The 23,783-nt window shown below is 59.9% G+C and carries 19 protein-coding genes; 10 read left to right on the top strand and 9 right to left on the bottom strand.

Annotation, left to right across the window (positions count from 1 at the left end; translation table 11 throughout):
• Positions 1-13: 13 nt before the first annotated feature.
• The 6 genes from IFT66_RS18530 to IFT66_RS18505 form a co-directional block, all read right to left on the bottom strand.
• Complete coding sequence (locus IFT66_RS18530) at positions 14-679, bottom strand: amino acid ABC transporter permease (RefSeq protein ID WP_192078480.1); 666 nt, start codon at positions 677-679, stop codon at positions 14-16.
• A gap of 9 nt (positions 680-688) precedes the next feature.
• Complete coding sequence (locus tag IFT66_RS18525; protein WP_192078479.1) at positions 689-1,363, bottom strand: amino acid ABC transporter permease; 675 nt, start codon at positions 1,361-1,363, stop codon at positions 689-691.
• Between the two features lie 4 nt (positions 1,364-1,367).
• On the bottom strand, positions 1,368-2,111 hold the full coding sequence (locus IFT66_RS18520) for an amino acid ABC transporter ATP-binding protein (RefSeq protein ID WP_342344791.1): 744 nt from the start codon (positions 2,109-2,111) through the stop codon (positions 1,368-1,370).
• A 146-nt stretch (positions 2,112-2,257) separates the two neighbouring features.
• Positions 2,258-3,109 carry a transporter substrate-binding domain-containing protein gene (locus IFT66_RS18515; RefSeq protein ID WP_192078478.1) on the bottom strand — a complete coding sequence of 284 codons (852 nt, stop codon included), beginning with the start codon at positions 3,107-3,109 and terminating at the stop codon, positions 2,258-2,260.
• Between the two features lie 179 nt (positions 3,110-3,288).
• The gene (locus IFT66_RS18510) at positions 3,289-4,344 is read right to left on the bottom strand and encodes a sensor histidine kinase (protein WP_092663140.1); all 1,056 of its coding nucleotides are present in this window, start codon (positions 4,342-4,344) and stop codon (positions 3,289-3,291) included.
• A gap of 305 nt (positions 4,345-4,649) precedes the next feature.
• Positions 4,650-7,652, bottom strand: a complete 3,003-nt coding sequence (locus IFT66_RS18505) for a DEAD/DEAH box helicase (protein WP_249406497.1) — start codon at positions 7,650-7,652, stop codon at positions 4,650-4,652.
• 493 nt (positions 7,653-8,145) lie between these two features.
• Between IFT66_RS18505 and IFT66_RS18500 the strand changes: the two genes are divergently transcribed.
• From IFT66_RS18500 to IFT66_RS18490, 3 genes are all read left to right on the top strand, one after another.
• On the top strand, positions 8,146-8,550 hold the full coding sequence (locus IFT66_RS18500; protein WP_174197663.1) for a gamma-glutamylcyclotransferase: 405 nt from the start codon (positions 8,146-8,148) through the stop codon (positions 8,548-8,550).
• 24 nt (positions 8,551-8,574) lie between these two features.
• Entirely contained in the window at positions 8,575-8,844 is a 270-nt protein-coding gene (locus tag IFT66_RS18495) for a hypothetical protein (protein ID WP_192078477.1), read from the top strand.
• 121 nt (positions 8,845-8,965) lie between these two features.
• Positions 8,966-10,759 (top strand): YbhB/YbcL family Raf kinase inhibitor-like protein, encoded by a 1,794-nt coding sequence (locus tag IFT66_RS18490; protein WP_192078476.1) that lies wholly within the window; start codon positions 8,966-8,968, stop codon positions 10,757-10,759.
• Positions 10,760-10,834: 75 nt separating this feature from the next.
• On the opposite strand, the gene IFT66_RS18485 is transcribed toward IFT66_RS18490, so the two are convergent.
• Both IFT66_RS18485 and IFT66_RS18480 read right to left on the bottom strand, forming a co-directional pair.
• Positions 10,835-11,272, bottom strand: coding sequence for a BLUF domain-containing protein (locus IFT66_RS18485; RefSeq protein WP_113111503.1), 438 nt, complete (start codon positions 11,270-11,272; stop codon positions 10,835-10,837).
• 13 nt (positions 11,273-11,285) lie between these two features.
• On the bottom strand, positions 11,286-12,824 hold the full coding sequence (locus IFT66_RS18480; protein WP_249406496.1) for a putative bifunctional diguanylate cyclase/phosphodiesterase: 1,539 nt from the start codon (positions 12,822-12,824) through the stop codon (positions 11,286-11,288).
• A 422-nt stretch (positions 12,825-13,246) separates the two neighbouring features.
• Between IFT66_RS18480 and IFT66_RS18475 the strand changes: the two genes are divergently transcribed.
• A complete protein-coding gene (locus tag IFT66_RS18475) occupies positions 13,247-15,064 on the top strand; it encodes a methyl-accepting chemotaxis protein (protein ID WP_192078474.1) in 1,818 nt (605 codons plus the stop codon).
• A 153-nt stretch (positions 15,065-15,217) separates the two neighbouring features.
• Here the strand turns inward: IFT66_RS18475 and IFT66_RS18470 are convergent, their stop codons facing one another.
• On the bottom strand, positions 15,218-15,973 hold the full coding sequence (locus IFT66_RS18470) for a GntR family transcriptional regulator (protein ID WP_192078473.1): 756 nt from the start codon (positions 15,971-15,973) through the stop codon (positions 15,218-15,220).
• Between the two features lie 162 nt (positions 15,974-16,135).
• On the opposite strand from IFT66_RS18470, the gene IFT66_RS18465 reads away from it, so the two are divergent.
• Genes IFT66_RS18465 through IFT66_RS18440 form a run of 6 tightly spaced genes read left to right on the top strand, consistent with a single transcriptional unit; the run spans position 16,136 to position 23,712 of the window.
• Positions 16,136-17,401, top strand: a complete 1,266-nt coding sequence (locus IFT66_RS18465; protein WP_249406495.1) for a M20 family metallopeptidase — start codon at positions 16,136-16,138, stop codon at positions 17,399-17,401.
• Positions 17,402-17,441: 40 nt separating this feature from the next.
• On the top strand, positions 17,442-18,992 hold the full coding sequence (locus IFT66_RS18460; RefSeq protein ID WP_192078471.1) for an ABC transporter substrate-binding protein: 1,551 nt from the start codon (positions 17,442-17,444) through the stop codon (positions 18,990-18,992).
• 58 nt (positions 18,993-19,050) lie between these two features.
• Positions 19,051-19,998: an ABC transporter permease gene (locus IFT66_RS18455; protein ID WP_092663122.1), complete on the top strand. Its 948-nt coding sequence runs from the start codon at positions 19,051-19,053 to the stop codon at positions 19,996-19,998.
• The gene (locus IFT66_RS18450; protein WP_062459577.1) at positions 19,991-20,815 is read left to right on the top strand and encodes an ABC transporter permease; all 825 of its coding nucleotides are present in this window, start codon (positions 19,991-19,993) and stop codon (positions 20,813-20,815) included. Before IFT66_RS18455 ends, IFT66_RS18450 begins: the two co-directional genes overlap by 8 nt.
• Before the next feature lie 10 nt (positions 20,816-20,825).
• A complete protein-coding gene (nikE, locus tag IFT66_RS18445) occupies positions 20,826-22,469 on the top strand; it encodes a nickel ABC transporter ATP-binding protein NikE (RefSeq protein WP_192078470.1) in 1,644 nt (547 codons plus the stop codon).
• 22 nt (positions 22,470-22,491) lie between these two features.
• Complete coding sequence (locus IFT66_RS18440) at positions 22,492-23,712, top strand: M20 family metallopeptidase (protein WP_192078469.1); 1,221 nt, start codon at positions 22,492-22,494, stop codon at positions 23,710-23,712.
• Positions 23,713-23,783 lie beyond the last annotated feature (71 nt).

The raw sequence follows: 23,783 nt of genomic DNA, 5'->3' as shown, positions 1-23,783 counted from the left end.
CTTTCGAAAGCGATCAGGCGGCAAGGCGCCGCTGGAAATGACTGACGAGGCGCACCAGCGGCCACAGCAGCACGAGATAGATGAGAGCAGCCAGCACAAGCGGCGAGGCATTGTAGGTGACCGACCGCGCCATGCCGGCATTGTAGAGAAGCTCGGACAGCGAGATGACGGAGGCAAGCGAGGTGAGCTTGACGACTTCTACGGTGTTGGACAGCAGGTCCGGCAGCACGTTGCGGATGGCCTGCGGCAGGACGACATGGGCAAGCGTCTGTACCGTGCTGAGGCCCGTCGACTGCGCAGCTTCCCACTGTCCCTTGGCAACCGAGATGAGCCCGGCGCGATAGACCTCGGCGTAATAGGAGGAGTTGTTGAGCAGGAAGGCGATGACGACGGCGTAGAACGGCGAGATGTTGACCCCCGCAAAGGGCAGGCCGGCATAGATGAAGATGAGCAGCACCAGCGGCGGCAGGGCGCGGAAGAGATCGGTATAGGCGATGGAGATCCAGCGCAGCCAGCGGCGCTCGCTCATATTGCCGAGCGCGACGAACAGGCCGCCGATCAGGCCGAGCAGGATCACGGCGCTGCACAATTTGAGCGTCATCCAGAGGCCGGATATCATCAACGGCACCGACTGGCGCATGATGTCGATATTGAAGAACTGGTCGATGAAGATATCCATGTCAGCCTCCTATCGCTTCTTCCAGGCGGTCCGGCTTTCCAGCCAGCGGGCGAAGACCACCATCGGCAGGAAAATCACCAGATAGGCGGCGACCGACATAGTGAGCGGCGTGGCACTGCCGGAAAAACTCTGCGCCGTCGTGGCGCTCGACAGGATTTCCGACACGCCAATGGCCGAGCCGAGCGCGGTCATTTTGGTGATGGCGAGCACGCGGTTGACGAGCGGCGGTATGGCAAGGCGGACGGCCTGGGGCAGCGCGACATAGGCAAGCGTGCGGGTAAAACCGAGCCCGGTTGCGATGCCGGCCTCCCATTGGCCTTTCTCGACGGACGAAAAGCCCGCCCAGAATACCTCTTCGGCAAAAGCTGCAAGGGTCGCCGCCAGAACGAGGAACAGAACCATTGGTCCGGACAGCTGGATGCCGATCGACGGGAACCCGAAATAGAGGATCAGGATGACGACCAGAGGCGGCAGTGCGCGAAAGATATCGGCATAGCAGATGATGAAGAAATTGAGCGTCTTGACGCCATAGCTGCGCAGGCAGGCGAGCGCGAGGCCGGCCAGGATGCCAGCCACGATCACCGCCGAGGCAATCTGCAGGGTGACCCAGATTCCGGCAATGATGTCAGGCGTATATTTCGCCATCACCACCGGGTTGAAGAAGGTTTCGAGGAACCGGTCCATCGCCCTACCCGGAAACGCGCGAAAGGAACGCGCGGGTGCGATCGGCCTTCGGGTTGCCGAATAGCTCGTCCGGCGTGCCTTCTTCAACGACGAGACCGCCATCCATGAAGATAACCCGATCGGCGGTTTCGCGGGCAAAGCCCATCTCGTGGCTGACGACGACCATCGTCATGCCCTTGGATTTCAGGTCCTTCATCACTTTGAGGACGGAGCCGACCAGTTCGGGATCAAGTGCCGAGGTCGGTTCGTCGAACAGCATGACCTTCGGATCGAGCGCCAGCGAGCGGGCGATCGCCACGCGCTGCTGCTGGCCGCCCGACAACTCACCGGGATAGGCGTCGGCCTTGTGCGCGAGGCCAACCTGTTCGAGCATATCCATCGCCCGCGCATCGGCTTCTGCCTTCGAGCGCTTCAGCGCCTTGCGCTGGGCAAGAGTTACGTTCTTGAGGACACTCATATGCGGGTATAGGTGGAACCCCTGAAAGACCATGCCGATCTGCAGCCGCATACGGTCGAGATCGCGGCGGGTACCGGCCATGATGTTGCGGCCATTGACGATGATATCGCCCGACGTTGGTTCCTCGAGCCGGTTGCAACAGCGCAGCATCGTGCTTTTACCGGAACCGGATGGACCGATGACGAACACGAGTTCGCCCTCGGCGACCCTCAGGTCGATCTTCTTGAGGACGGTAGTGGTCCCGAAGCGCTTTTCCAGCGCGACGACTTCGAGCATTGGGCGATTGGCCATTGTGGGACCTCCGGCAGGCACGATGCGGGCAGATTGCCGGCCAACCGCTATCTCCGATGGGAGAGACGATTGGCGGCCGGCTGCCGCATCCTGTCTGATCAAGGGGGAGGGCAGGCGACTGACGCGCCTGCCCGTGCTGCAGATCGTTACTTCAGGTTATCGCAGGAGGCTTTGTGGTCATCATCCTTGTAACCATCGAAGCCTGGCGTCCCGAAACCCTTGGTCGGGGTGACGATCGTCGTGCCAGCTTCTGGCGTGACGCCGAACCATTTGACCGAAAGCTTCGCCATCGAGCCGTCGAGCTTCAGGCATTCCATCGCACGATCGACGAGATCGCGGTTCTGCTCGTCTCCCTTTCGGAAGGAAAGGGCCCAGACGAGGCCGGTTTCGTATTCGAAGGAGAGTTTCAGGCGCGGGTTCTTCTTGACCGCCCATGCAGCGGCAGTATTGCCGGCAAGGTTGGCATCGGCGCGTCCCGCAATGACGGCTGCCACGGCGTCGGTATTGGTGCCGTAGCTTTCGACCTTCCAGCCGAATTCCTTTTCCTTCTCCCGCAGGAAGCTGTCATAGGCAGACCCCTTGTTGACGGCGATCGTCTTGCCCTTGAAGTCTTCCAGCGTCTTGTATTCAGGCGCATTGGCCGGCACGACGAAGCCGAAATTGGTGTCCATGAAGCCTTCGGTGAAGAGAAGGTTCGCGGCACGCTCCTTGTTCACGGTGACGGGCGCTACCAGGAAGTCATAGGTGCCGGCCTGAAGTGCTGGGATGAGGCCGGAGAACTGCGCTCCGGTCAGATCGACTTTCTTGCCCAACCGTTCGCCGATCAGGTTTGCCATATCGACGTTGAAACCCTCGATCTTGCCGTCGAGGGTTGGCATCGCGTGCGGCGCGAATGTCGCGTCGATCGCGGTCTTGATCGTGTCTCCGAGTGCGTAGGCTGGCGTGCAGGCAAGCAGAGTAGCTAAGCCGACAAAGCCGGCCCTGATAGATGGTTTCATCGATGTTCTCCTACTGGCGGCTCCAGGCCTTTGCGGCCCTTGTTATAGCCAGTGTTCCACCGAACCTGCTGCGCTGCAATATAATTGATTATTATAATCGAACTAGAATTATATGATTGTCGAATAGTGATTGGGTCGATCGTCGTCGTTGTCGCAACCGGCCAATGGCGCATATTGCGTCAGCTCTGAAGAGGCTGAGGCTCTTTCGGAAGAAGTTCGCCTTCGATGCGGTAGTGCAAACCATCCGTGCGGTAGTCCACGTTGGCGACGCCGTTGAAATAGGTCGGCACAACGCGCTCCATCAGGCGGGAGCCAAAGCCGCGCCGCGTCGGTTCGCTCACGGCCGGCCCCTTGCTTTCGATCCATGTGAAGGCAAAGCCGTTTTCGCCGGGCGCCGTCCAGCGGATCTCGACCTTGCCGTCGGCCGTACTGAGCGCGCCATATTTGGTGGCATTTGTCGCAAGTTCATGGATTGCCAGTGCCAAACCCATGGAAGGTTGTGCTTCGAGCACCATCGGAGGCCCGAAGATATCGAAGCGGTCGGGACTGTCCTGGTGCGGTTCGACGGATGTCCGTACAATCGTCTCGACATCTGCTGCGGACCAGTTCGTTGCCGTCAGCGTATCCTGTGCCCGGGCAAGTGCGTCGATGCGGGCCGACGCCATTTCACCGGCAAGCTTCACGTCTGTCGCATTGCGCAGGCTCTGGGATACGACGGCTTGAACCATCGCCAGCGTGTTCTTCATTCGGTGGGACAATTCGCGCTGCAACACACGCTGTTGGCGCTCCCGTTCCTTTTGCTCGGCAAGAAGGCGCTGCTGTTCGCGCACCAGGTCTTCGCTGCGCAGGCGTTCTTCCTGAAGATCGTCGACCGCCTTGTGCATGACCTGGATCAGCAGGATGTCCACGATGACCACGCACGCGTAGAAGGTCAGAGCAACGAGGACCGACCCGTTGATCTCGAACATCGCAAACGGCGGTATAAACCAGTACCAGGCAGCCACGCCACAGGCCACGGCGCAAACGGCCCCGGGCCAGACGCCCGCCAGAAACGTCGTCAGGATTACCGCGGGGAAGAAGGTCAGATACGGGAAGCCCGGCGGCAGGAGATGGTCGCATAGAAACCGCGCGTAGAGCGCAAGCCCGAACGCTGCAACCGCCACTCCCCAGCGCTTTCCCGGGGAAGCGCGGACGTGGTCGCTCATCTCGAACAATTGCATACGTAAGGGCTTCATTCCAAGTGGGTTCCCGCGGCGTTGCTTGTTCTTGGCTTGTTCGGGGTGTTCCGTCAATCAGCAACTAGAAAGGTACGTAATGTCCGACGGGATAAGGGACAAGTTTGGCAACACCGGTGAAAGCACGGCGTATGCGGACAACAAACGTGACGAGCACGTTGAGGCATCAGAGGCGCGATATGCGGGGACAGGAGGCGCTCCGCGAGACTGACAGATCGTCAGCCTCCGACGCGGGGTTCTGACAAAAATTCGCGGGCCCACAGTACGGGCCCGCGCTATCGTCGATCAAGTCAAACCGTAAAGCCTCAAGGCCTTCGCGCCGCCAGAATGAGCCGCTCGAAGAACTTCAGCTGCTCGTCGCAGGTCTGGGCGACCGTCTCAAATATCAGCCGGTCTTCCCGCCGGATTGCCGCAATCTTCTTCGTCAGGGCCGAAATCACCCTTGCCGGCATCTTGGCAATGGTCATCGCAATCGCCTTCGGTCCGGCTTCGAGTTTGGCGATACCGAGATGGCCTGCTGCAAGCTGCAGCCTGGTTGTGCGCAACAACAGCAGCGTCTCCTGCGGCAATTCGCCGAAGCGATCCTCGAACTCTTCTTCCAGATCATTCACGTCGCGCTGTGAGGATGCCCGCAGAAGTCTGGCATAGAGATTGAGCCTGACAGCCGGATCCGGCACGTAATCCGCCGGTATCGTGCCCGCGACGTCGAGATGCAGGATTGCGCGCTTTCTGTTGGCCGAAAGTCGTTTTCCCAGTTTCGCGACGGCACGCGCGAGGAGCTTCTGGTAAAGGCCAATGCCGATGACCTTCATATGCCCAGCCTGATCCTCGCCGGCGATGTCGCCCCCGCCGCGCAGATCGAGATCGCGCAGACTGATCGCAAGCCCGGCGCCCAGGCGGTCGTTCTCTACGAGTGTCAAAAGCCGCAAGCGCGTTTCCTCGGGCAGTTCTGCACCTTCTTCCGTCAGAAGCGTGGTCATGCCCTGCGCGCCTCCACGGCCGACCCGTCCACGCAACTGGTGCAGCTGGGCCAAACCGAACCGCTCCGCATTCCAGATGAACATCGTATTGGCGCGCGGCACATCGAGGCCGTTTTCAATAATGTTGGTGGCGAGAAGGACATCGCCATCGCCGTCCGCGAAACCGACGATCGCTTCGTCGATCGTCGCCGCCGGCATCTTGCCATGCGCGACCTTAACCAAGAGCTCGGGAACAATCTTGCGCAGGATCGCCTCGACGGCTTCGATATCCTCTATGCGCGGCACCACGACGAAGCTTTGTCCGCCCCGGCGGTATTCGCGCATCAATCCGGTGCGCATCGATGCGTTGTCGAATGCTGCAAGCGATGTGCGAACGGGTCGGCGCCGGGCGGGCGGAGTCGTCAGGAGGCTGACCTCCTGAACTCCGACCATTGCCGACTGCAAGGTGCGCGGGATTGGTGTTGCCGACATGGCGAGCGTGTGGAGGGTCGGCGCGAGCGCGCTCATGGCCCGTTTATCCTTGAGCCCGAACCGATGTTCCTCATCCACGATCAAAAGCCCGAGATGCGCAAAGCGCACGTCTTTTGCAAGGATCGCATGGGTCGCGACGATAACGTCGATTTCACCCTCGGCCAACGCCGCCTTGACCTGCTTCGCCTCGCTTGGCTTGACGAGCCGTGACAACATTCCGACAGAGATGCCTGTTCCTTCGAAGCGTCGCTTGAAGGTGGCGAAATGCTGACGTGTGAGAACAGTCGTTGGGGCGATGACGACCACCTGGCCGCCCGCTAGTGCTACCGCTGCTGCGGCGCGCAGTGCGATTTCTGTCTTGCCGAAGCCGACATCGCCGCAGACAAGGCGGTTCATGGCATGCCCGGACGCGAGATCGGAAAGCGTGGCCTTGATGGCTTCGGCCTGATCTGGTGTTTCGGCGAAAGGGAACCGTCGGATGAAGGCTGAAAATTCGGCACGGGGAGGAATGAACGTCTCGGCCGGCGAGGCCTGCCTGTGCTTTGCGATGGTCGAGAAATGACGCGCCGTCGATTTGATGTCCGCGACAATCTTCTCGTGCTTCTTTTGCCAGGCGTCGGTGTGAAGACGATCGAGCGAGACCGCCTCGGGTTCGGAACCGTAGCGCCACAGCTTTCCGAATTCTTCCATCGGAACAAGCACGGAAGCACCTTCGCGATATTCCAGACGGGCAGCGTCACGCGCGACGCCTGCAACGGCGATGCTTTCCAGATCTTTCAAAATTCCAATGCCGTGATCTTCGTGGACGACGACGTCGCCGATCCGAAGATCTGGTTCGCCAAGAAAGGAAGTTGCACTTGAAACATGTCGGTCTTCGTCGCCTGCGGCGATCACAGCAACATTTTGCGCGACGTCGAGGAACCCGTGATCGAGGGCGCAGGCGAGCTTCAAAAGCGCGCCGGATTCGGCGTCCATCACCTGCGTCCAGCTGTCGACGAACCGAGGCGATACACCAGTTGCTTTCGCGACACGGCGGCAAAGCGCCTCTGATGCCTTGCCATGCCCGGAAATTACAACCTTCATTCCATCGCCCAGGCGTTCCTGTGCAAATTTGACCAGTGCCTTGCGCGGGTCCGCATCCGACGCCCCGGAAGGCAGGTCACCCCCTTGTTCGAGATCCAGTGCGCTGGTCTGCACGCCGGTGAAGCGCTGTTCCCACTCCTCGCTGTCAAGATAGAACGAGCAAGGAGAGGATGTTCCGGTCTTACCGAATTCCGTGCGGGACTGGCGGGCGTCGTCGATGATTTCCAGATTCCGTACGACCCGGTCTGCTGCGCCCGGAGCCGCAGTCAAAGCGGCATTGCCGAGGATATCGAAAACCGTCACCATGTCCGGGTAAAGGCGGGAAAGCTGGCGCTCCATCGTCTCAGATTTTGGAGCAGGGGCTTCCGGAATGAGGTCTGCGAGTATGGCTTCGGATGCCGGACCGAAGCTCAACCGTTCAAGGTAGCTCTCGGTTCGCTGCGAGACGCGGTCAAACCCACGCAATTCGGTCACGTGATCGTCTTCCGACAGGACGATGCGCATTGGGCCCGGGGCGCCGGCGGGATAGATGTCGATCATCCCGTCGCGCACCGCCAGTTCGCCGGGATCGTCGGCAACGCCCTCTTCCACATAGCCTGATCGTCTGACGAAATTCAGGAATGCCTCGCGATCGAATGGATGGCCGACCACCAGTTCGATCTGGCCATCTGCGATGACCCCCGCCGGCGGAATGCGCTGCAGCGTCGCGTCGATCGATGTCAGCAGCAGTCGCGGCGTGTCGCTTGGCCTGGCCCATATCCGCAATGCGTCCATGCGTCGACCCATGCAGTGCCGCGAGGGCGGAACCCGATCATAGGGAAGGCAGTCCCAAGGCGGCAGAACAATGAATTGGACCGAGGGAAAGAGCGCTGCCATGGCATCCGCTATTTTTTGCGCAGCATTTTCGCTCAATGCCACGTAGCAGAGCGAACGACCGGAGCTCCGGAGCGATGCCTCAAGCCGGGTTGCCACCAAACCCGGCGGCAGTTTCAGATGCGGGGTCTGTTCGGATGCGGGGAGGGGAGAGGGGGCGTTTTCATTTCGGGACTCAACGATACTCACATGAACCTGCCATTCTCGCGTCAGCAATTTTATCAGGCTGCAAGAACTTAGTTTGTCGCGCCCTGTTCCCTTCGAACTTTGCGTTTTCTCTTCACACGGTCAGGCCGCTATGGCGGTGAGACATCAGCGACCGGATGCCGCGTTGCCGTGCACGGAACAGGTCGATGTCGAGCGGGTTATTCGACCTCACGGATAGGAGAACCATGTGAAAGTGTTCATTTACGGCACCCTGAAAAGAGGCTTTGCGCTTCATGATAAGGGGCTTGGGAATTCGGAATATATCGGGGATGTAGTGACGGTCGAGCCCTACCCCCTGTTGATAGCAGCACCATTCTACGGGCCGATGATGCTCGAACAACCGGGAATCGGTTTGCAGGTGACAGGGGAGTTGTTTGAAGTCCCTGAAGACGATCTGCCGGTTCTGGATAAGCTGGAAGACGTTGGTGAAGAGGGAAGTTTCCGGGCAATGCTCAAGGTTCAGGCATCGGGCGGCGGTCTCGTTCATGATGCCCTTGTCTTTCTGAAAGACGAGAACTGGCTCGACCCCATCCATTCCGGTTTCCTGTCCGCCTATAACGACCGCAGATTTATCCCGCCATGGGACCGGTAACGACAAGACAAGAGGGACGTCACGATGCGCTACGAGGCAAAGCCCGGCGATGTCAGCCTATTCGAAAATGAAAAAGCCGGCCACGAGCGCGCACCGGACCACCGCGGCTATTTCATCGCTCACAGAGATATCAAGGTCGGAGAAAAGATCGAAATGGTGCTGTGGGCCGGAAGGCCGAACAGTTCGCGCTCCTTTGGTGGCAGACTATCCGACGACCAGAAGGGGAGCGCGTCGGCGGTTCCCGATCCGGTTGATCTGTTTGGCAACCCTTTGCCAAAGCCAACGAAAGGGTGACGCTCCGTTCTCGTTCGATTTGACGTCTTAAACCACCGCTGTGCTCTCGCTTCGCGTCTCGGTGGAGGAACTATGGCTCCGGTTGCTGGTTACGGGGCGTGTCAACGAGAGGGATACAGTGATGAAATTTGGACTTCTTGGCGTCGCGTCGGTCGCGACCGCGGTATTCTTGAGCAGCGCAGCCTATGCACAGCAGGGCGATGGAACCGAAGTCCAGATCACGACCAACGTGTTCAAGCCAAACAAGATCCCGGCAACCGCGGAACGGATCGCCACCTTGAAGGCGCCGGAAGGTTTCACCGTTGAGCCTTTCGCCCAGGGTCTCGGAAACAGCCGCATCATCGCCGTGTCGGATAAGGGCTATATCTATGTCAGCCGCCGCGAGGAAGGCGACGTGCTGCTGCTGAAGGACGAGAACGGCGACGGCAAGGCCGACGGCGCTCCGGTGAAAGTGGCAGCGCGTGCGCAGGCCCACGGTCTGGCAATCAAGGATAACAGGCTGTATCTCGTCACGGTCAAAGAGGTGTTCGTCGCGGACATCAAGGACGACGGCACGCTCGGGCCACTTGAAATGATCATTGGCGATCTGCCGGATTCCGGACAGCATCCCAACCGCGTCATGGAGTTCGGTCCTGATGGCATGCTCTACATCAGCGTCGGTTCCACCTGTAACGCCTGCAACGAAAGCAATGCCGAAAACGCAACGGTGCTCCGGGCGACCCCTGATGGCAAGAGCCGCACCATCTTCGCGTCCGGCCTTCGCAACACGATCGGCTACGACTGGAACCGCGAGACCGGTGAACTTTGGGGGCTCGACCATGGCATCGATCTCCTCGGTGATGAGGTGCAGGCAGAAGAGCTCAACCTCATCGAACAGGGAAAGCAATATGGCTGGCCGCATGTTTACGGAGCAGGCGACATCTATCCGCAGTCGACACCGGTCGGCGGGGTGACCAAGGAGGAGTGGAAGGCGCAGAGCGATCCGATGAAACTCGGCTACACGGCACACGCAGCCCCCATGCAGATGAAGTTCTACAGCGGAACGTCGTTTCCGGCCGAGTTCTCGGGCGATGCGTTTGCGACCATGCGAGGATCCTGGAACCGTAACCCGGCATCCGGATACGAGATTGTTCGCATTCACTTCGAAAATGGCAAGCCGAAATCCTTCGAACCTTTCGTCACCGGCTTCCTCAGCGATGGTGGCAAGACGCATTTCGCACGACCGGTCGGACTGGCCGTCGCCAAGGATGGCGCCTTGCTGATGGCCGACGATGCAAACGGTGTCATCTACAGGGTGGCTTACACCGGCGACGCGCAAAAGGCACAAGCGCAGCCCGCTGCGCCCGCTGAACCTATGAAGGCGCAGGCCGCCAAAGGTATCGATGTGCCACTTGCCATGGATCGCCCGGAGACAAAGACGGAAGGCAGCGTATCCGTCTCATCCTCGTCTTTTGACAACGACGAACTCATGCCGCAGCGTCATAGCGAATATGCCGAGAGTGTCTCACCGGCGATCAGCTGGAAGACCGTCCCGAAGGCCGCGTCCTACGCGATCATCGTAGAGGATCCAGGCTCCTCACCAACCAAGCCGTTTGTTCACTGGCTGGCATGGAATATCCCGGCAACAGTGACGTCCCTGCCGGAAGGGTTGCAGGAACAGCTCCGCCTCGTTGAACCGGAAGGCGTCCTTCAGGGTCGCAACACGTCCGGCAGTCACGGCTATTTCGGACCAAAGCCGCCGGCCGGCGACCCGGCGCATCACTATCACTTCCAGGTGCTTGCGCTCGACAAGATGCTGGATCTTCCCCCGACATCCGACCGGGATGATCTTCTCGCCGCAGTGGCCGGTCATGTGATCGGCAAGGGTGAGATCGTGGGTCGCTACCAGCAGAAGGTCGATCCTCCGAAGAAGTAAGGCTTCGTCCAATCACGCCCCGCTGCAACGCTCAGCAGTAGACGATGTTTTTTGGAGGAGGAGGCCGTACTGGAATCAGGCGGCCTCTTCTTCGATTGCGAGGTCTCGCAACAGGGTGTGGATCTGCTCGCCGCTCAGCCGCGACGGATCGAAACCGCTTGACGAGCCGACGTCGGCGAAGCGCTTTGCGTTGGTTTCGGATGTCCCGATAAAACCCATTGCCCAGTTTGGGAAATACCGATGGCTGATCGGGTCCACGGCCAGCAGCGAAACTTCGCCATGGCGTTCGTCCTGCTGGATGCGCTCGAATGCGGCTTCCACCCGCTCGAGCGGACCTTCCAGAACCTGGGCGAAGCAGCCCGCGTTGAACAGAAGCGCCCCGGTGATCTCGTCACGCAGATTGTTCACCCGACTTTTCGCCAGGATCTCGTCGACGTTTGAGCTAAACGCCGCACCATCGTCGCCGATCTGGTTGCGGCTGTAGTAGACCAGGCGATACAAGCTGTTATCCATTATCAGTTCCCCTCTATAAAATGTGTTGTGCCAGGAACGCCGGAATCTGGTCCGTGCCCATGGGCCGTCCCGTCAGATAGCCCTGCACATGGGTGCAGCGTTCGCCACGAATGCGCGCCAACTGTTCCGCCGTCTCGACGCCTTCAGCCGTGATCGACATCCCGAGGCTCGTCCCGAGACTTGCGATTGATCGCAGGATCGCCTCGCTGTCTGCGTCTTCACAGGCGACAAACGAGCGATCGATCTTCAGTTTGTTGAACGGAAACTTCTGCAGGTAGCTCAAGGACGAATAGCCAGTGCCGAAATCGTCCATGGAGATTCTGACGCCAAGCGCGCGCATGGCATTCAGCGTCTGGATGACGTTATCCGTGTCATCGAGCAGGGCGCCCTCGGTAATTTCGATTTCCAGGCGATGGGCTGGCAATCCCGAGTGCCTTAGCGCCGATGCGACCGTTTCCAGCAGTGTGTCCGCCTTGAACTGAAGCGGCGAGACGTTGACGGCGACAATCATATCATTCGGCCAGGACATTGCCTCCAGGCAGGCTGTACGCAAAACCCATTCGCCGATCTTGACGATCAGGCCGTTTTCCTCCGCAAGCGAGATAAAGGAAAGAGGCGGGATGTTGCCTTTGACGGGATGTTCCCACCGGAGCAGGGCCTCGAAGCCATCCACCCGTTTGGTCGAGACATCGAGGAACGGCTGATAGTTCAGCTTGAACTGCTTCAGGGCCAGCGCGCGGCGGAGATCGATCTCCATTTCCCGACGTCCGAGGAGTAGAGCGTCCATCCCGCTTTCGAACATGCGGTAACGTCCGCGCCCGGCCTTCTTTGCCTCGTAGAGAGCAAGATCACCGTTGCGGAGCAGGTCGTCTGGCTGGAGCGCATCACCGCCAAAGGCGACGCCGACGCTTGCGCCGATATTGATTGTATGACCGTTGAGAACATAGGTGCGGCCGACAAGGTCCACGATCCGCGAAGCGAGTTTCTCGGCCGCTGCAAGATCGTCGACATCATGCTGGAGGATCACGAACTCGTCCCCGCCAAGACGCGCAACGACATCGCTTTTGCGGCACGCGGCCTTGAGGCGGTCGGCCACCTTTTTCAAAAGAAGGTCGCCTGTTGCATGTCCCAGCGTGTCGTTGACCATCTTGAAGCGGTCAAGATCGAGGCAGTGGACGGCGATCGATGAAGATTTAGAACCGTTGCTCAAAGCGGACGACAGGTGCGACAGCAAGGCGTTCCGCTTGGCAAGGCCCGTCAGTTCGTCGACATCGGTCTTGATGGCGATGCCCTGGTTCTGCGATGCAGGTCGCAGGTCAACGAGATACTGCCCATCGTCGAAAGAGACGAACGCGGCATCGAAGCTCTCACCGCTATGGATGGACGTGACTGAAAGCGGGGCGCAGCTGTTGTCGGGCAGGTCTGTGCCCAAGCCCGTAAAAAGCGCGTGGACGGCGCCCCCGGGAAATGCGCCGAATGAGACTTCGCTCGCCTTGTTGGCGTAGACGACGAGACCATCGGAACCGACAACCAAGACCGGGCGCGGCAACATCTCTAGTATTTTCTCGGTGTTGCGAAGCTGAAACGGATGAGGTTCCAAGGTATGGAGGATAGACGTCACAGCGTTCATGGTCGGTTACCGTTCGGATTTGACCGAGAGGTAATCCGCAAACGTTTCCAGGCAATGGATGCCAAGCCCCGGAACATGACTGTTTGTCGAGAGAGGGTTATCGATTGCTAAAGATGGACTGATGGCGGCAGGAAGGGCATGCCGCGCAGGATGCTCGCTTCTACTTCCGGCAACCTGAACGTGAGACTACCCAACCTAGATTAGGTAATAGGAATATATTATTGAGCAACGCTTGAATGTATTTTTACAAAGGCTTATTCTTGTTTTTTGCCAAGTCTTAATTACTAATTTAACAATTGTTTGCGATGAAGGTTGACCAATCACCTGTATTGCAAGGCTTCGTAATGTTCGATTTTTTCGGCGCAAACTCTAATCAAATCCTTTCAGCCTTAGACCTGTCCTTCGCGATCATCGAGTTCGATACCGAAGGACGCATATTGCGAGCCAATACAAACTTCTGCGATCTGATGGGATATAGCGAGCAGGAGATTATCGGTCAGCATCACCGGATCTTTGTCGACGGAGATTACGCTGCAACGCCGGAATACAAAGCCTTCTGGAGCAAGCTTAAGGGCGGCACGTTCGAGTGCAGCGAATTCAAGCGCATTGCGAAAAACGGCCAGGAAATCTGGATCCGCGGCAATTATAATCCGGTGAAGAATGCCAGCGGCAAGGTCTTGAAGATCATCAAGTTTGCTAACGACATCAGCGAAACAAAGATGAATGGGCTCGACAGCGCGGCCAAACTTTCAGCTGTTTCCCGCGCGCAGGCAACCATCGAATTCACGCCCCATGGTGAAATCCTCACCGCCAACGACAACTTCCTGTCGGCGCTCGGATATTCCTTGAACGAGATCGTGGGTAAGCATCACCGGATTTTTATGGACCCGACCGAAGCGGCATCCCCGCAATACACGCAGTTATGGGAGCGCCTGCGCGGCGGCGAATATGTTGCCGACGAGTTCCGCCGCATCAGCAAGGACGGCCGTAGCGTTTACATCCAGGCTTCCTACAACCCCGTTTTCGATCCCAGTGGCAAGGTCATCAAGGTCGCCAAGTTTGCCACCGATGTTACCGGCCGGGTCGAGAACGTCGAGCGCCTCGCAGAAGGCCTGACGCGTTTCGCCGACGGTGACCTTTCGCAGCAAATTGCAAAGCCGTTTATTCCATCACTGGAGCGCTTGCGGACCGACTTCAATGCGGCGTCGCAGAAGCTGAAGCAGGCCATGGTGATGGTTGCCGAAAACGCGAAGGCTATTTCGGCCGGTTCCAATGAGGTTCGCACATCGGCGGACGATCTGGCGAAGCGGACCGAACAGCAAGCCGCATCGGTCGAGCAGACCGCAGCTGCTCTGGAAGAGATCACCACGACCGTGAAGGATTCCAGCCGACGTGCCGAGGAAGCCGGCCAACTGGTTGCCCGCACGAAGGAGCATGCCAACCATTCCGGTGACGTGGTGCGTGAAGCGATTGGTGCCATGGACCAGATCGAAGCGTCGTCGAAGGCAATCTCGAACATCATCGGCGTGATCGACGAAATCGCCTTCCAGACCAACCTGTTGGCGCTGAACGCCGGTGTTGAAGCGGCGCGCGCAGGGGAGGCCGGAAAAGGCTTTGCCGTCGTTGCGCAGGAAGTGCGGGAACTCGCGCAGCGCTCTGCGACAGCGGCGAAGGAAATCAAGACACTCATCACGGCCTCCAGCACGCATGTCGGAAACGGCGTCTCGCTTGTCACGAAGGCAGGCGCCGCCCTTCGCGAGATCGCGACCCATGTCGAAGGTATCAACGGCGACATCACCGCGATCGTCGAAACGTCACGCGAACAGTCCACCGCGCTGACCGAAATCAACCGTGCGATCAACACGGTCGATCAGGGCACACAGCAAAACGCCGCGATGGTCGAGCAGCAGACAGCTGCGAGCCATGAAATGGCAAGGGAAGCGGCCGCGCTGTTCCAGTTGCTCGAACAGTTCAATTTCGACAACGATCGGGCCCCGGCCCAGACATTGCAGAAGCGCAATCCGATCGCCCATCGCCCCGTCGCTTCAAGACCGGTCGCACAGCCCATTTCGGATCGCCCTGCAGCCGTCGCAATGCCGCGCAAGATCGCTAACGCCTCGTCTTCCGCTGCTCTGGCGGTTGCGGACTGGGAAGAATTCTGAGTTAACAATAGGCTCCAAGCCGTTGAAAATAAGCTGTTACCGCCGCGAGCCTGGATCACGCTCGCGGCGGTTTCGCCATCTCGTTTTGGTTTGCTAGACGTTGCGCTAATGTAGCGAAGCTCATCGCTTCAGTGTTGAAGCTTGATCGCGCGCTTACTGTATCTCGTTGACGTAGCGGTGGTCCGCAGTCGTCGCCCGGTGCGCAGAGATGAGCACCGGCACGGCCATCTGGTCGTAGGCCACTTCGTCGATCGTCATGACTGCGGCTGGAAGCGTCAGGTTCAGCCAGCGTGCATCATCCTCCGATGCCAGGTCCGCGCCGATCTGTTCACGGATCGCCGAAATCCGGATCCCGTAGTTTTCCAGGAGATGCAGATAGAAGAGCGGCGGGATGTCCTCCTGCTTCTGCGGAAAGCCGGGGACGCGCTCGCGCGGCAGCGTCAATGTTTCGTGCATGATTGGCCGGTCGTCGATATAGCGGACGCGGTGGAAATGCACGATCGGCCGGCCCGTTTCAATCTGCAGCTTCGCAGCTGTTTCGTCCGAAGCCTCACCCAATTCCAGCGACGTGACCTTGGTAACGGATTTGCTCAGCGAGCCGTCCAGCCCGTGAAGACGAAAATACTGGAAGAACAGGCGCAATCCGTGCTGCGGTTTGCGTCCGGTCACGACGGTCCCGGTCTTGCGGCGTCGGCTCAAAAGTCCGTCGTTGGTGAGATCCATCAGGGCGCGTCGAATCGTTCCGACAGCAACGCCATAGGTTTGCGCCAGGGCGATCTCGCTCGGCAGCACGGAGCCGGGTTCCAGGGCGCCGATCATGATCGCCTCGGTGATCTGTCGTTTCACGACCTCATAGAGAGGCAGAGACAGGTCGCTCAGTCGGGCGGCATTTGCTGAATTATCAGGCAATGAATTGCCTCTTCTTTGGAGTTGACACGTGATGCCGATCTACGCTGTATTACTATATAGTTTATATTAATGGGCCGAGTTGTGAAGGCTGCCGGAATGCGGAGGACGACCGAGATGAGCCTACAGCAACCAGGCACCACTTCTGAGCCCCTGACGTCTGCCATGGCAGCGATTGACCGCGATGTCGAGATGGCCGTGCAGGATCTTGCACGGATGGTTGCGGTCGACACCACCTTTCCGCCGGGCGAAGGCTATGGCGCGTTTGCCGATCTGATGACCGAGTTGCTGATGCCGCTCGGCTTCGAATTCGAGCGCGTGACGGTGCCTCACGACCTCTGGCATGTCGAGGGCGGGCCGGCTTCAGGCGAACGCATCAATCTCGTTGCAAGCCGCGAAACGGACAGGCCTGTCTGCGGTCTCTACTATCATGTCGATACGGTTCCGGTTGCTCCGGGCTGGAGCCGCGATCCGCTGAAGCTGACGGTTGAAGGCGATGACCTTTTCGGGCTTGGTGCTGCCGACATGAAGGGCACGATCGCTGCGACGCTTCTGGCGCTTCGGGCGGCACGCGAATGCGGCGTTTCTCTCGCTTACGATCCGATGCTGCTCCTGTGTACGGATGAAGAAGGCGGTCTCTATCCCGGCATCCGCTATCTCGCGGAACAGGGCATGCTCAAGGGGCATATCCTCAATTTCAACGGAACGGCCGCGCCACGCATCTGGGCGGGCTGCTTCGGGATCTTCAACCTGCAGGTCACGATTACGGGCCATGCGGTCCATGCCGGCGAGGGCAATCGCACCGGCGCGGGTGTGAATGCCATCGAGGGCGCCCTGCCAGTTCTGAATGCGCTCGCAGCGCTAAAGCCTGACGTGGCCAAACGCGCATCCAAGCTCGCGCCGCCGCCGCATGCAACCGGGCCGCTGCGGCCACAGCTGACCATATCCGCCGTCAACGGCGGCACAGCGGGCGGGCAGGTTCCGGCCGAGGTGAAGATCCTCGTCAGCCGTCGATATGCCCCGGAGGAAAGCTATGAGGACGCACGCGCCGAGATCGAAGCGACGATCCGAAATTGCATCGAAGGGACAGAGCTCGGGCTCAAAGTCGATCTTGTCGGTCATCTGATCCCGACCGACGATCCCGATGGCCCGCACTGGCCGCGCTGGCAACAGGCGCTTTCGCTCGGCTTCGGATACAAGCCGAACGATTTTCAGAAATGGGGCGCCGCCAGCTGTTCGGACTTCGGCTATGTCCAGAAGGCCGGCTTTGGCCCTGAAGTATTGCTCGGTGGCCTCGGCCGCCCGGAAAGCTGCATCCACAGCCCGGAAGAGCACACGACCCGACAGGACATCATCGCACTCGCAAAAAGCATTCTCGCCTATCTCGCGGCGGATTTCGCTGCCGAGGCCATGCCCGAAAGTCGCATATAACCATACCAAGCAGCATCGAAGCATAAAGGGAACGATAAACATGCTGGAAATGAAACGCCGCTTCTTCCTGGCCGGCACCGCCGCCATTCTCGCAACGCCATCGCTGGGCTTTGCCCAAGCCGCAGCACCGGCCAAGGGCGGTACGCTGAAGATCTCCGTCGACCAGGCCGTCAGCGTCATCCACCCGCTTCTGACCCGCGTCAACCCGGAATACCTGGTGACCGAGCTGCTCTACAGCAACCTCACCCGTCTCAAGGTCGACATGTCGGTCGAGCCGGATCTGGCCGAAAGCTGGACACCGAACGAGGCGCTCACCGAGTGGACGTTCAAGCTGCGCACCGGCGTTACCTTCCATGATGGCTCGCCGTTCACGGCCAAGGACGTCGTCGCAACCTTCAAGGCAATCCTTGATCCGGCGACAGCATCCCCCGGCCGCAACAATGTTGGCCCGATCGCCGATATCGTCGCCGTCGACGACGCAACCGTCATGTTCAAGCTGACCGGCGCCTATGCCGACCTTCCCGTCTCCATGGCCTATACAAGCGCCCGCATCATTCCGGCATCGATCGCCACCGGCGACCTCAAGAGTCTGTCGACCAAGGCCGTCGGTACGGGTCCGTTCAAGCTGGTCTCCTATGAGCCCGATCGCCTGATCGTCGTCGAGCGCAACGAGAAATATTACGACCCGGCTCGCCCCTATCTCGACCGCGTCGAAGTGCAGGTCTTCCCGGACATTTCCGCTGAAGGTTCCGCGATGATGTCTGGCGATGTCGACATCGTCTCCACCATCCAGCCGACCGAATATCTGCGCCTCGACGGCAGCGATGGCGTCGATGTGCTGCGCACGCCGTCCGGCCAGTTCTGCAACATCAACTTCGGTTGCGATACGGCGCCGTTCAATGATCCTCGCGTTCGCCGCGCCATCGCACTGACTGTCGACCGGGAAGCAATGGTCGGTTTCGTCACCGAAGGTTTCGGAACGCAGGGTAACGACACGCCGCTCAACGGCTCCTACCAGTTCTTCAAGGGCGTGAAGCAGCGCGAGCAGAACATCGAGGAAGCCAAGAAGCTGCTTGCAGAAGCCGGGTTCCCGAACGGTTTCGAAGCCACCCTTGTCGCCTCCGACCGCCCCGCGGTCCGCACGCAGCTTGCCGTCGCGCTGAAGGAAATGGCCAAGGAAGTCGGCATCACCATCAACGTGCAGACGATGCCGCATGCGACCTACCTCGAGCAGGTCTGGAAAAAGGGTGCGTTCTACGTCGGCTTCTACAACATGCAGCCCACCCCTGACGGCATCTTCAAGCTGCTCTACACGTCGGATGCCTCCTGGAACGAGACGCGCTGGAACAACAAGGCCTTCGATGCCCTGGTCAACGAAGCGCGCGGAACGATCGACACCGACAAGCGGACCGAGCTCTACACAAAGGCGCAGGAGATCATGAACGAGGAGGTTCCCTCGATCATCCCGTCCTTCTTCGACGTGCTGTCGGCCAAGCGCAGCTGGGTTTCCGGTTACGAGGCGCATCCGCGCGCATCCGTTTTCCGTCTCGACTATGTCTCGCTGACAGCAGACGCACCGAAGCGCGGCTGATCTTAAAACCTGCCGGACGCCACCGGGCGTCCGCCTCTCTTGTACGAGGAACACGACCCTGTCTCCGAATTACATAGCCAAGCGGCTGGTGATGATCGTCTACACGCTGTTCGTCGTGTCGCTGATCGTCTTTGCCATAACCCAGGTCCTGCCGGCCGACGCGGCCGTCATGATGTTGGGCGAAAACGCGACCCAGGAAGCGCTCGACGCGCTGCGCGCAACCATGGGCCTGAACGCGCCGATCTGGCAGCAGTATCTTACCTGGCTGTGGCACGTGGTTCAGGGGGATCTCGGAACTTCGCTGCGCACCGGCCAGCCGGTGGGTCCGGTCATGTTCGAAGCGCTCGGTCGTTCGCTGCTTCTGGCCTTCCTGTCGATCGGCCTGATGCTGGTTCTCGCGATCCCGCTCGGCATTATCGCCGCCATCCGCCGCGGCAAGGTCGCCGACATGGTGGTGAGCCTGATCTCCTATGCGGGCGTCGCACTTCCGGAATTCGTGACGGCAACTGTCGCCGTGCTGTTCTTCGCCGACTGGCTGAAGTGGCTGCCGCCGACCGGTTACGTGCCGCTGACCGAGGACTTTTCCCGCGGGATCGCCCATCTCGTCCTGCCCGTCTGCGTCATCTCGATCATCCTAATTGCCCATGTTTCGCGCATGGTTCGGTCCGAACTGGTGGACGTGCTGCATACCGACTATATCCGCGCCGCCCGGCTGAAGGGCATTTCCCGTGGACAGGTTCTGCGCCGCCATGCGCTGCGCAACGCGCTTCTTCCCACCATCACCATTGTCGCGCTCGATGTCGGTTATCTTCTGGGCGGCGTCATCGTCGTGGAAGAGATCTTTGCCATTCCGGGCATCGGACGCCAGCTGATCGTCGCCATCCAGGCCCGCGACTTGCCGGCGATCCAGGCCGGCGTACTGATCATGGCTGCCACCTATTCGATCGTCAATTTCATCGCCGACATCCTCTATGCCTGGCTCGACAAGAGGATCCAGTATGATTGATTTCACGAAACGTCTGTTGAAGACGCCGCAGGGCGCGATCGGAATTTTCCTCGTCGTGTTCGTGCTGCTAGTCGTCGTCTTCGGTCCTCTGGTCGCGCCGCACGATCCGGAAAAGCTGTCGCCTCTTGCCCGCTATAAAGGTCCGAGCCTCACCTACTGGCTCGGCACCGATCAGTATGGTCGCGACATTTTCAGCAGGCTTCTGATCGGAGCGCGGGCAACCGTCGTCATGGCCGTTCTCGCCACCATCGTCGGTACCCTGATCGGGGCGCTGATCGGAACCGCATCCGCCTTCCTCGGCGGTCGTGCGGACGAGTTGATCATGCGCACCATCGATGCGGTCATGTCGATACCGAGCTTGCTGTTTGCACTTCTGGTGGTCAATCTTCTCGGCTCCAGCACCGTCAATGCGCTGGTCGCTGTCGCGATTGCGTTTGCGCCGGGCATGGCCCGCATCACCCGCAGCGTTGCGCTGTCGGTGCGAAAGCAGGACTATGTCAATGCGGCCGTCGCGCGGGGCGAAAGTGCCGGCTACATCATCCGCCGCGAAATGCTGCCGAACGTGATTGCGCCGATCATCGTCGAGATGACCATTCGCGTGTCCTTTGCAGTAATGCTGTTTGCGACGCTCAGCTTCCTCGGCCTCGGCGCCCAGCCACCGGCTGCCGAATGGGGCCTGATGGTATCGGAAGCCCGCCGCTACATGCATCTTTCCGCTGGCATCCTGATCTGGCCGAGCGTGGCGATCGCGATCGTCGCCGTCGGTTTCAACCTTCTGGGCGACGGTCTCCGCGATGCCCTCAATCCGCGGGCCTGAAGTGAGAATCATGACCAATACCGAACACCCTTCGCCCGCCGCCCCTGTTCTCACAATCGAGAACTATTCGCTCGATTACGAAACCGCCAACGGGCCGTTTCACGCGCTGAAGACTGTCGATCTTGCCATCAACCGTGGCGAGATCCTCGGCCTCGTCGGAGAGTCCGGGTCTGGCAAGACGTCGCTCGCATGGTCGATCATGCGCTACCTTCCGAAGAACGCCCGCGAGCCCGGCGGACGTATCTTGCTGGGCTCCGACAATCTGATGGAAAAGGCGGAGCGTGAAATGGAAACGTTTCGCGGACGCCGTATCAGCATGGTGTTCCAGGATCCGAGCACATCGCTCAATCCGACCCTCTCGCTCGGCAAACAGCTGGCCGAGGTTCTTGTTCGCCACCGCGGCCTGTCCTGGCAGCAGGCGTGGACGGAAGGCGAGGCGCGGCTTGCCCATGTCGGCCTGAAGACGCCGGCCCAGATGATGCACCGCATGCCGCATGAGGCATCCGGTGGCGAAAAGCAGCGCGTCGTCATCGCCTCGGCGTTTGCCTGCAATCCCGAATGCATCATCTTCGACGAGCCGACCACCGCACTCGACGTCATCACCTCGCGACAGATCCTCGATCTCTTCGTCGAGCTGCAGGCCGAAACCGGCGTCGCCTCGCTCTACATCTCCCACGACCTTGCGCTTGTCGCCCGCACCGCTGGCCGCGTCGCGGTCATCAAACGCGGCGAGATCGTCGAGCAGGGCACGGTGCGTGACATCTTCACCAATCCGCAGCAGGACTATACCCGCGAGCTGATCAACGCGGTTCCCGATCCGGCCCGCCGGCTGGTGAACGATGATTTTGCGCCAACCGAAAAGCCGCTGGTCGAGGTCGAGAATGTCAGCGTCCATTTCGGTCGCAAGCCGTTTCTTTCCGCCCTGACCGGCAGGAAGACCGAGCGGGTGACCGGCAACAATGCGATCAGCCTCAGCATCAGTCCTGGAGAAATCCTCGGCATTGTCGGTGAATCCGGCTCGGGCAAATCGACGCTTGCAAAGGCCATGACCGGCCTCAACCGGTTCGAGGGGAAGATCCGGTTCGAAGGACGCGAAATCCGCAATCTCGGCGATATGGACAATGCCTATCGCAAGGACGTGCAGATCATCTTCCAGCACCCGGATGCCTCGCTCAATCCGCGACAGAAGATTTTCGAGATCCTCTCGCGTCCGCTGAAACTGTTCGGCGATGCCAGCGATCTTGAGAGACAGGTCGGGGACATGCTGGAGCAGGTGCGCCTGCCGCGCACCCACGCACACCGCTATCCGCATCAGCTCTCGGGCGGCGAGAAGCAGCGCGTGGCGATTGCCCGTGCCTTTGCCTCCAAACCGAAGCTGGTCATCTGCGACGAGATCACCTCTGCGCTTGACGTCTCGGTGCAGGCGTCGGTCGTGGAGCTTCTGCTGGAACTGCAGAAGGCCAGCGGTACCGCATACCTGTTCATCACTCACGATCTCAACCTGATCCGCCAGATCGCTCACCGGATCGCCGTCATGTATCGCGGCGACCTGATCGAGGTGGTGAAGGCGTCCGAGATCGATAGTCCCGACCGGGCGGAATACACCCGCCGCCTGATCGAGGCGGTGCCGCGCGCCGCCGCTCAATACCAGTAATACCGCATCAAGGAGCATGACAATGGACCCGAAGTCCCTCGTGGATCGGATCGACGAAAAGGCCTGCCTCGATTTTCTGTCGAAGATGGTTCAGCACAAGAGCCATTCGGAAACCGAAGGCGAGAAGGTTCTGGCGCGCTGGATGGCGGCTGAGCTTGCAAAGATCGGCGTCGAAGCCGAGCTGCAGCCCTTCGACGACGGTCGGCGGTTCAACACGATCGGTCGCCTGAAAGGCCAAGGCGGCGGCAAGAGCCTGCTGTTCAACGGCCATCTCGATACCAATCCGGTCACCGAAGGCTGGACGGTCGATCCCTATGCCGGGCTCGTCGACGACAAATTCATCTACGGTATCGGCGTTTCCAACATGAAGGCCGGCGATGCCGCCTATTTCTGCGCGGTGAAGACGCTGCTCGAGGCGGGCGTCAAGCTCAAGGGCGACGTGATCCTGACCTTCGTCGTCGGCGAATTGCAGGGCGGCGTTGGCACACTTGCTGCCATCAAAAGCGGCGTGAAGGCCGACTATTTCATCAACAGCGAACCGAGCGATCTCGTTGCCGTCACCATGCATGCGGCAGCACTGAGCTATGTCATCGAGCTGACCGGCGACACCCGCCACCTGTCGAAGCGCGAGGAATCCGTCGACGCGATTGCCGCCGCCTGCGATATCATTCCGCGCATCAATGCGATGACCTTCAGCGGCGCCAGAAGCGATGTGCATCGCTCGATCAACCGCGGCCATGTGGGCGTCGTCCACGGCGCGCTCGGTCGCGACCTCGAGGAATGGCGTCCGCCGCAAGTGGCCGATTTCGTTCGCCTCAAAGGGTCGTGCCGTTATGCACCGGGCCAGACGCAGGAAGGCGTTCTCGCCGATCTGGCCGATGAGTTGAATGCACTCGAAGGCCGTTTCCCGGGCCTGAAGGCAAAGCTGGTTCCAGAAATGATCGAGGGCCGCCCGCTGATGCCGCCCTTCGAAGTTTCGCCGGATAGCCGCATCGTCAAATCGATCAATGCGGCCTATGAGGCTGTCCGCGGGGAGAAGCAGCCGACCGGCGCGATCACGCCGACGCGTTTCTATGGCACAGATGCCGGCCATCTCTACCACGAGCTTGGCATGGAAGGCATCGTCTGCGGCCCGGGTGGTCGCTACAACACCATGCCGGACGAGCGTGTCGACATCGTCGATTTCCTCGACATGATCCGCGTCTACATGCTGACCATCCTCGATATTTGCGAAGTGGCCTGAAACCTGGTCTCCCGGGTGAAACGATCGCAATATCGCCTTCTCCCGGGAGGCCATCTTCCCATCTGATACGG

This window comes from Rhizobium sp. CFBP 13726 (assembly GCF_014841925.1).
Taxonomy (GTDB): domain Bacteria; phylum Pseudomonadota; class Alphaproteobacteria; order Rhizobiales; family Rhizobiaceae; genus Neorhizobium; species Neorhizobium soli.
Note: the sequence above shows the minus strand (reverse complement) of the source record. Positions and strands in the feature narration are given on the sequence as shown.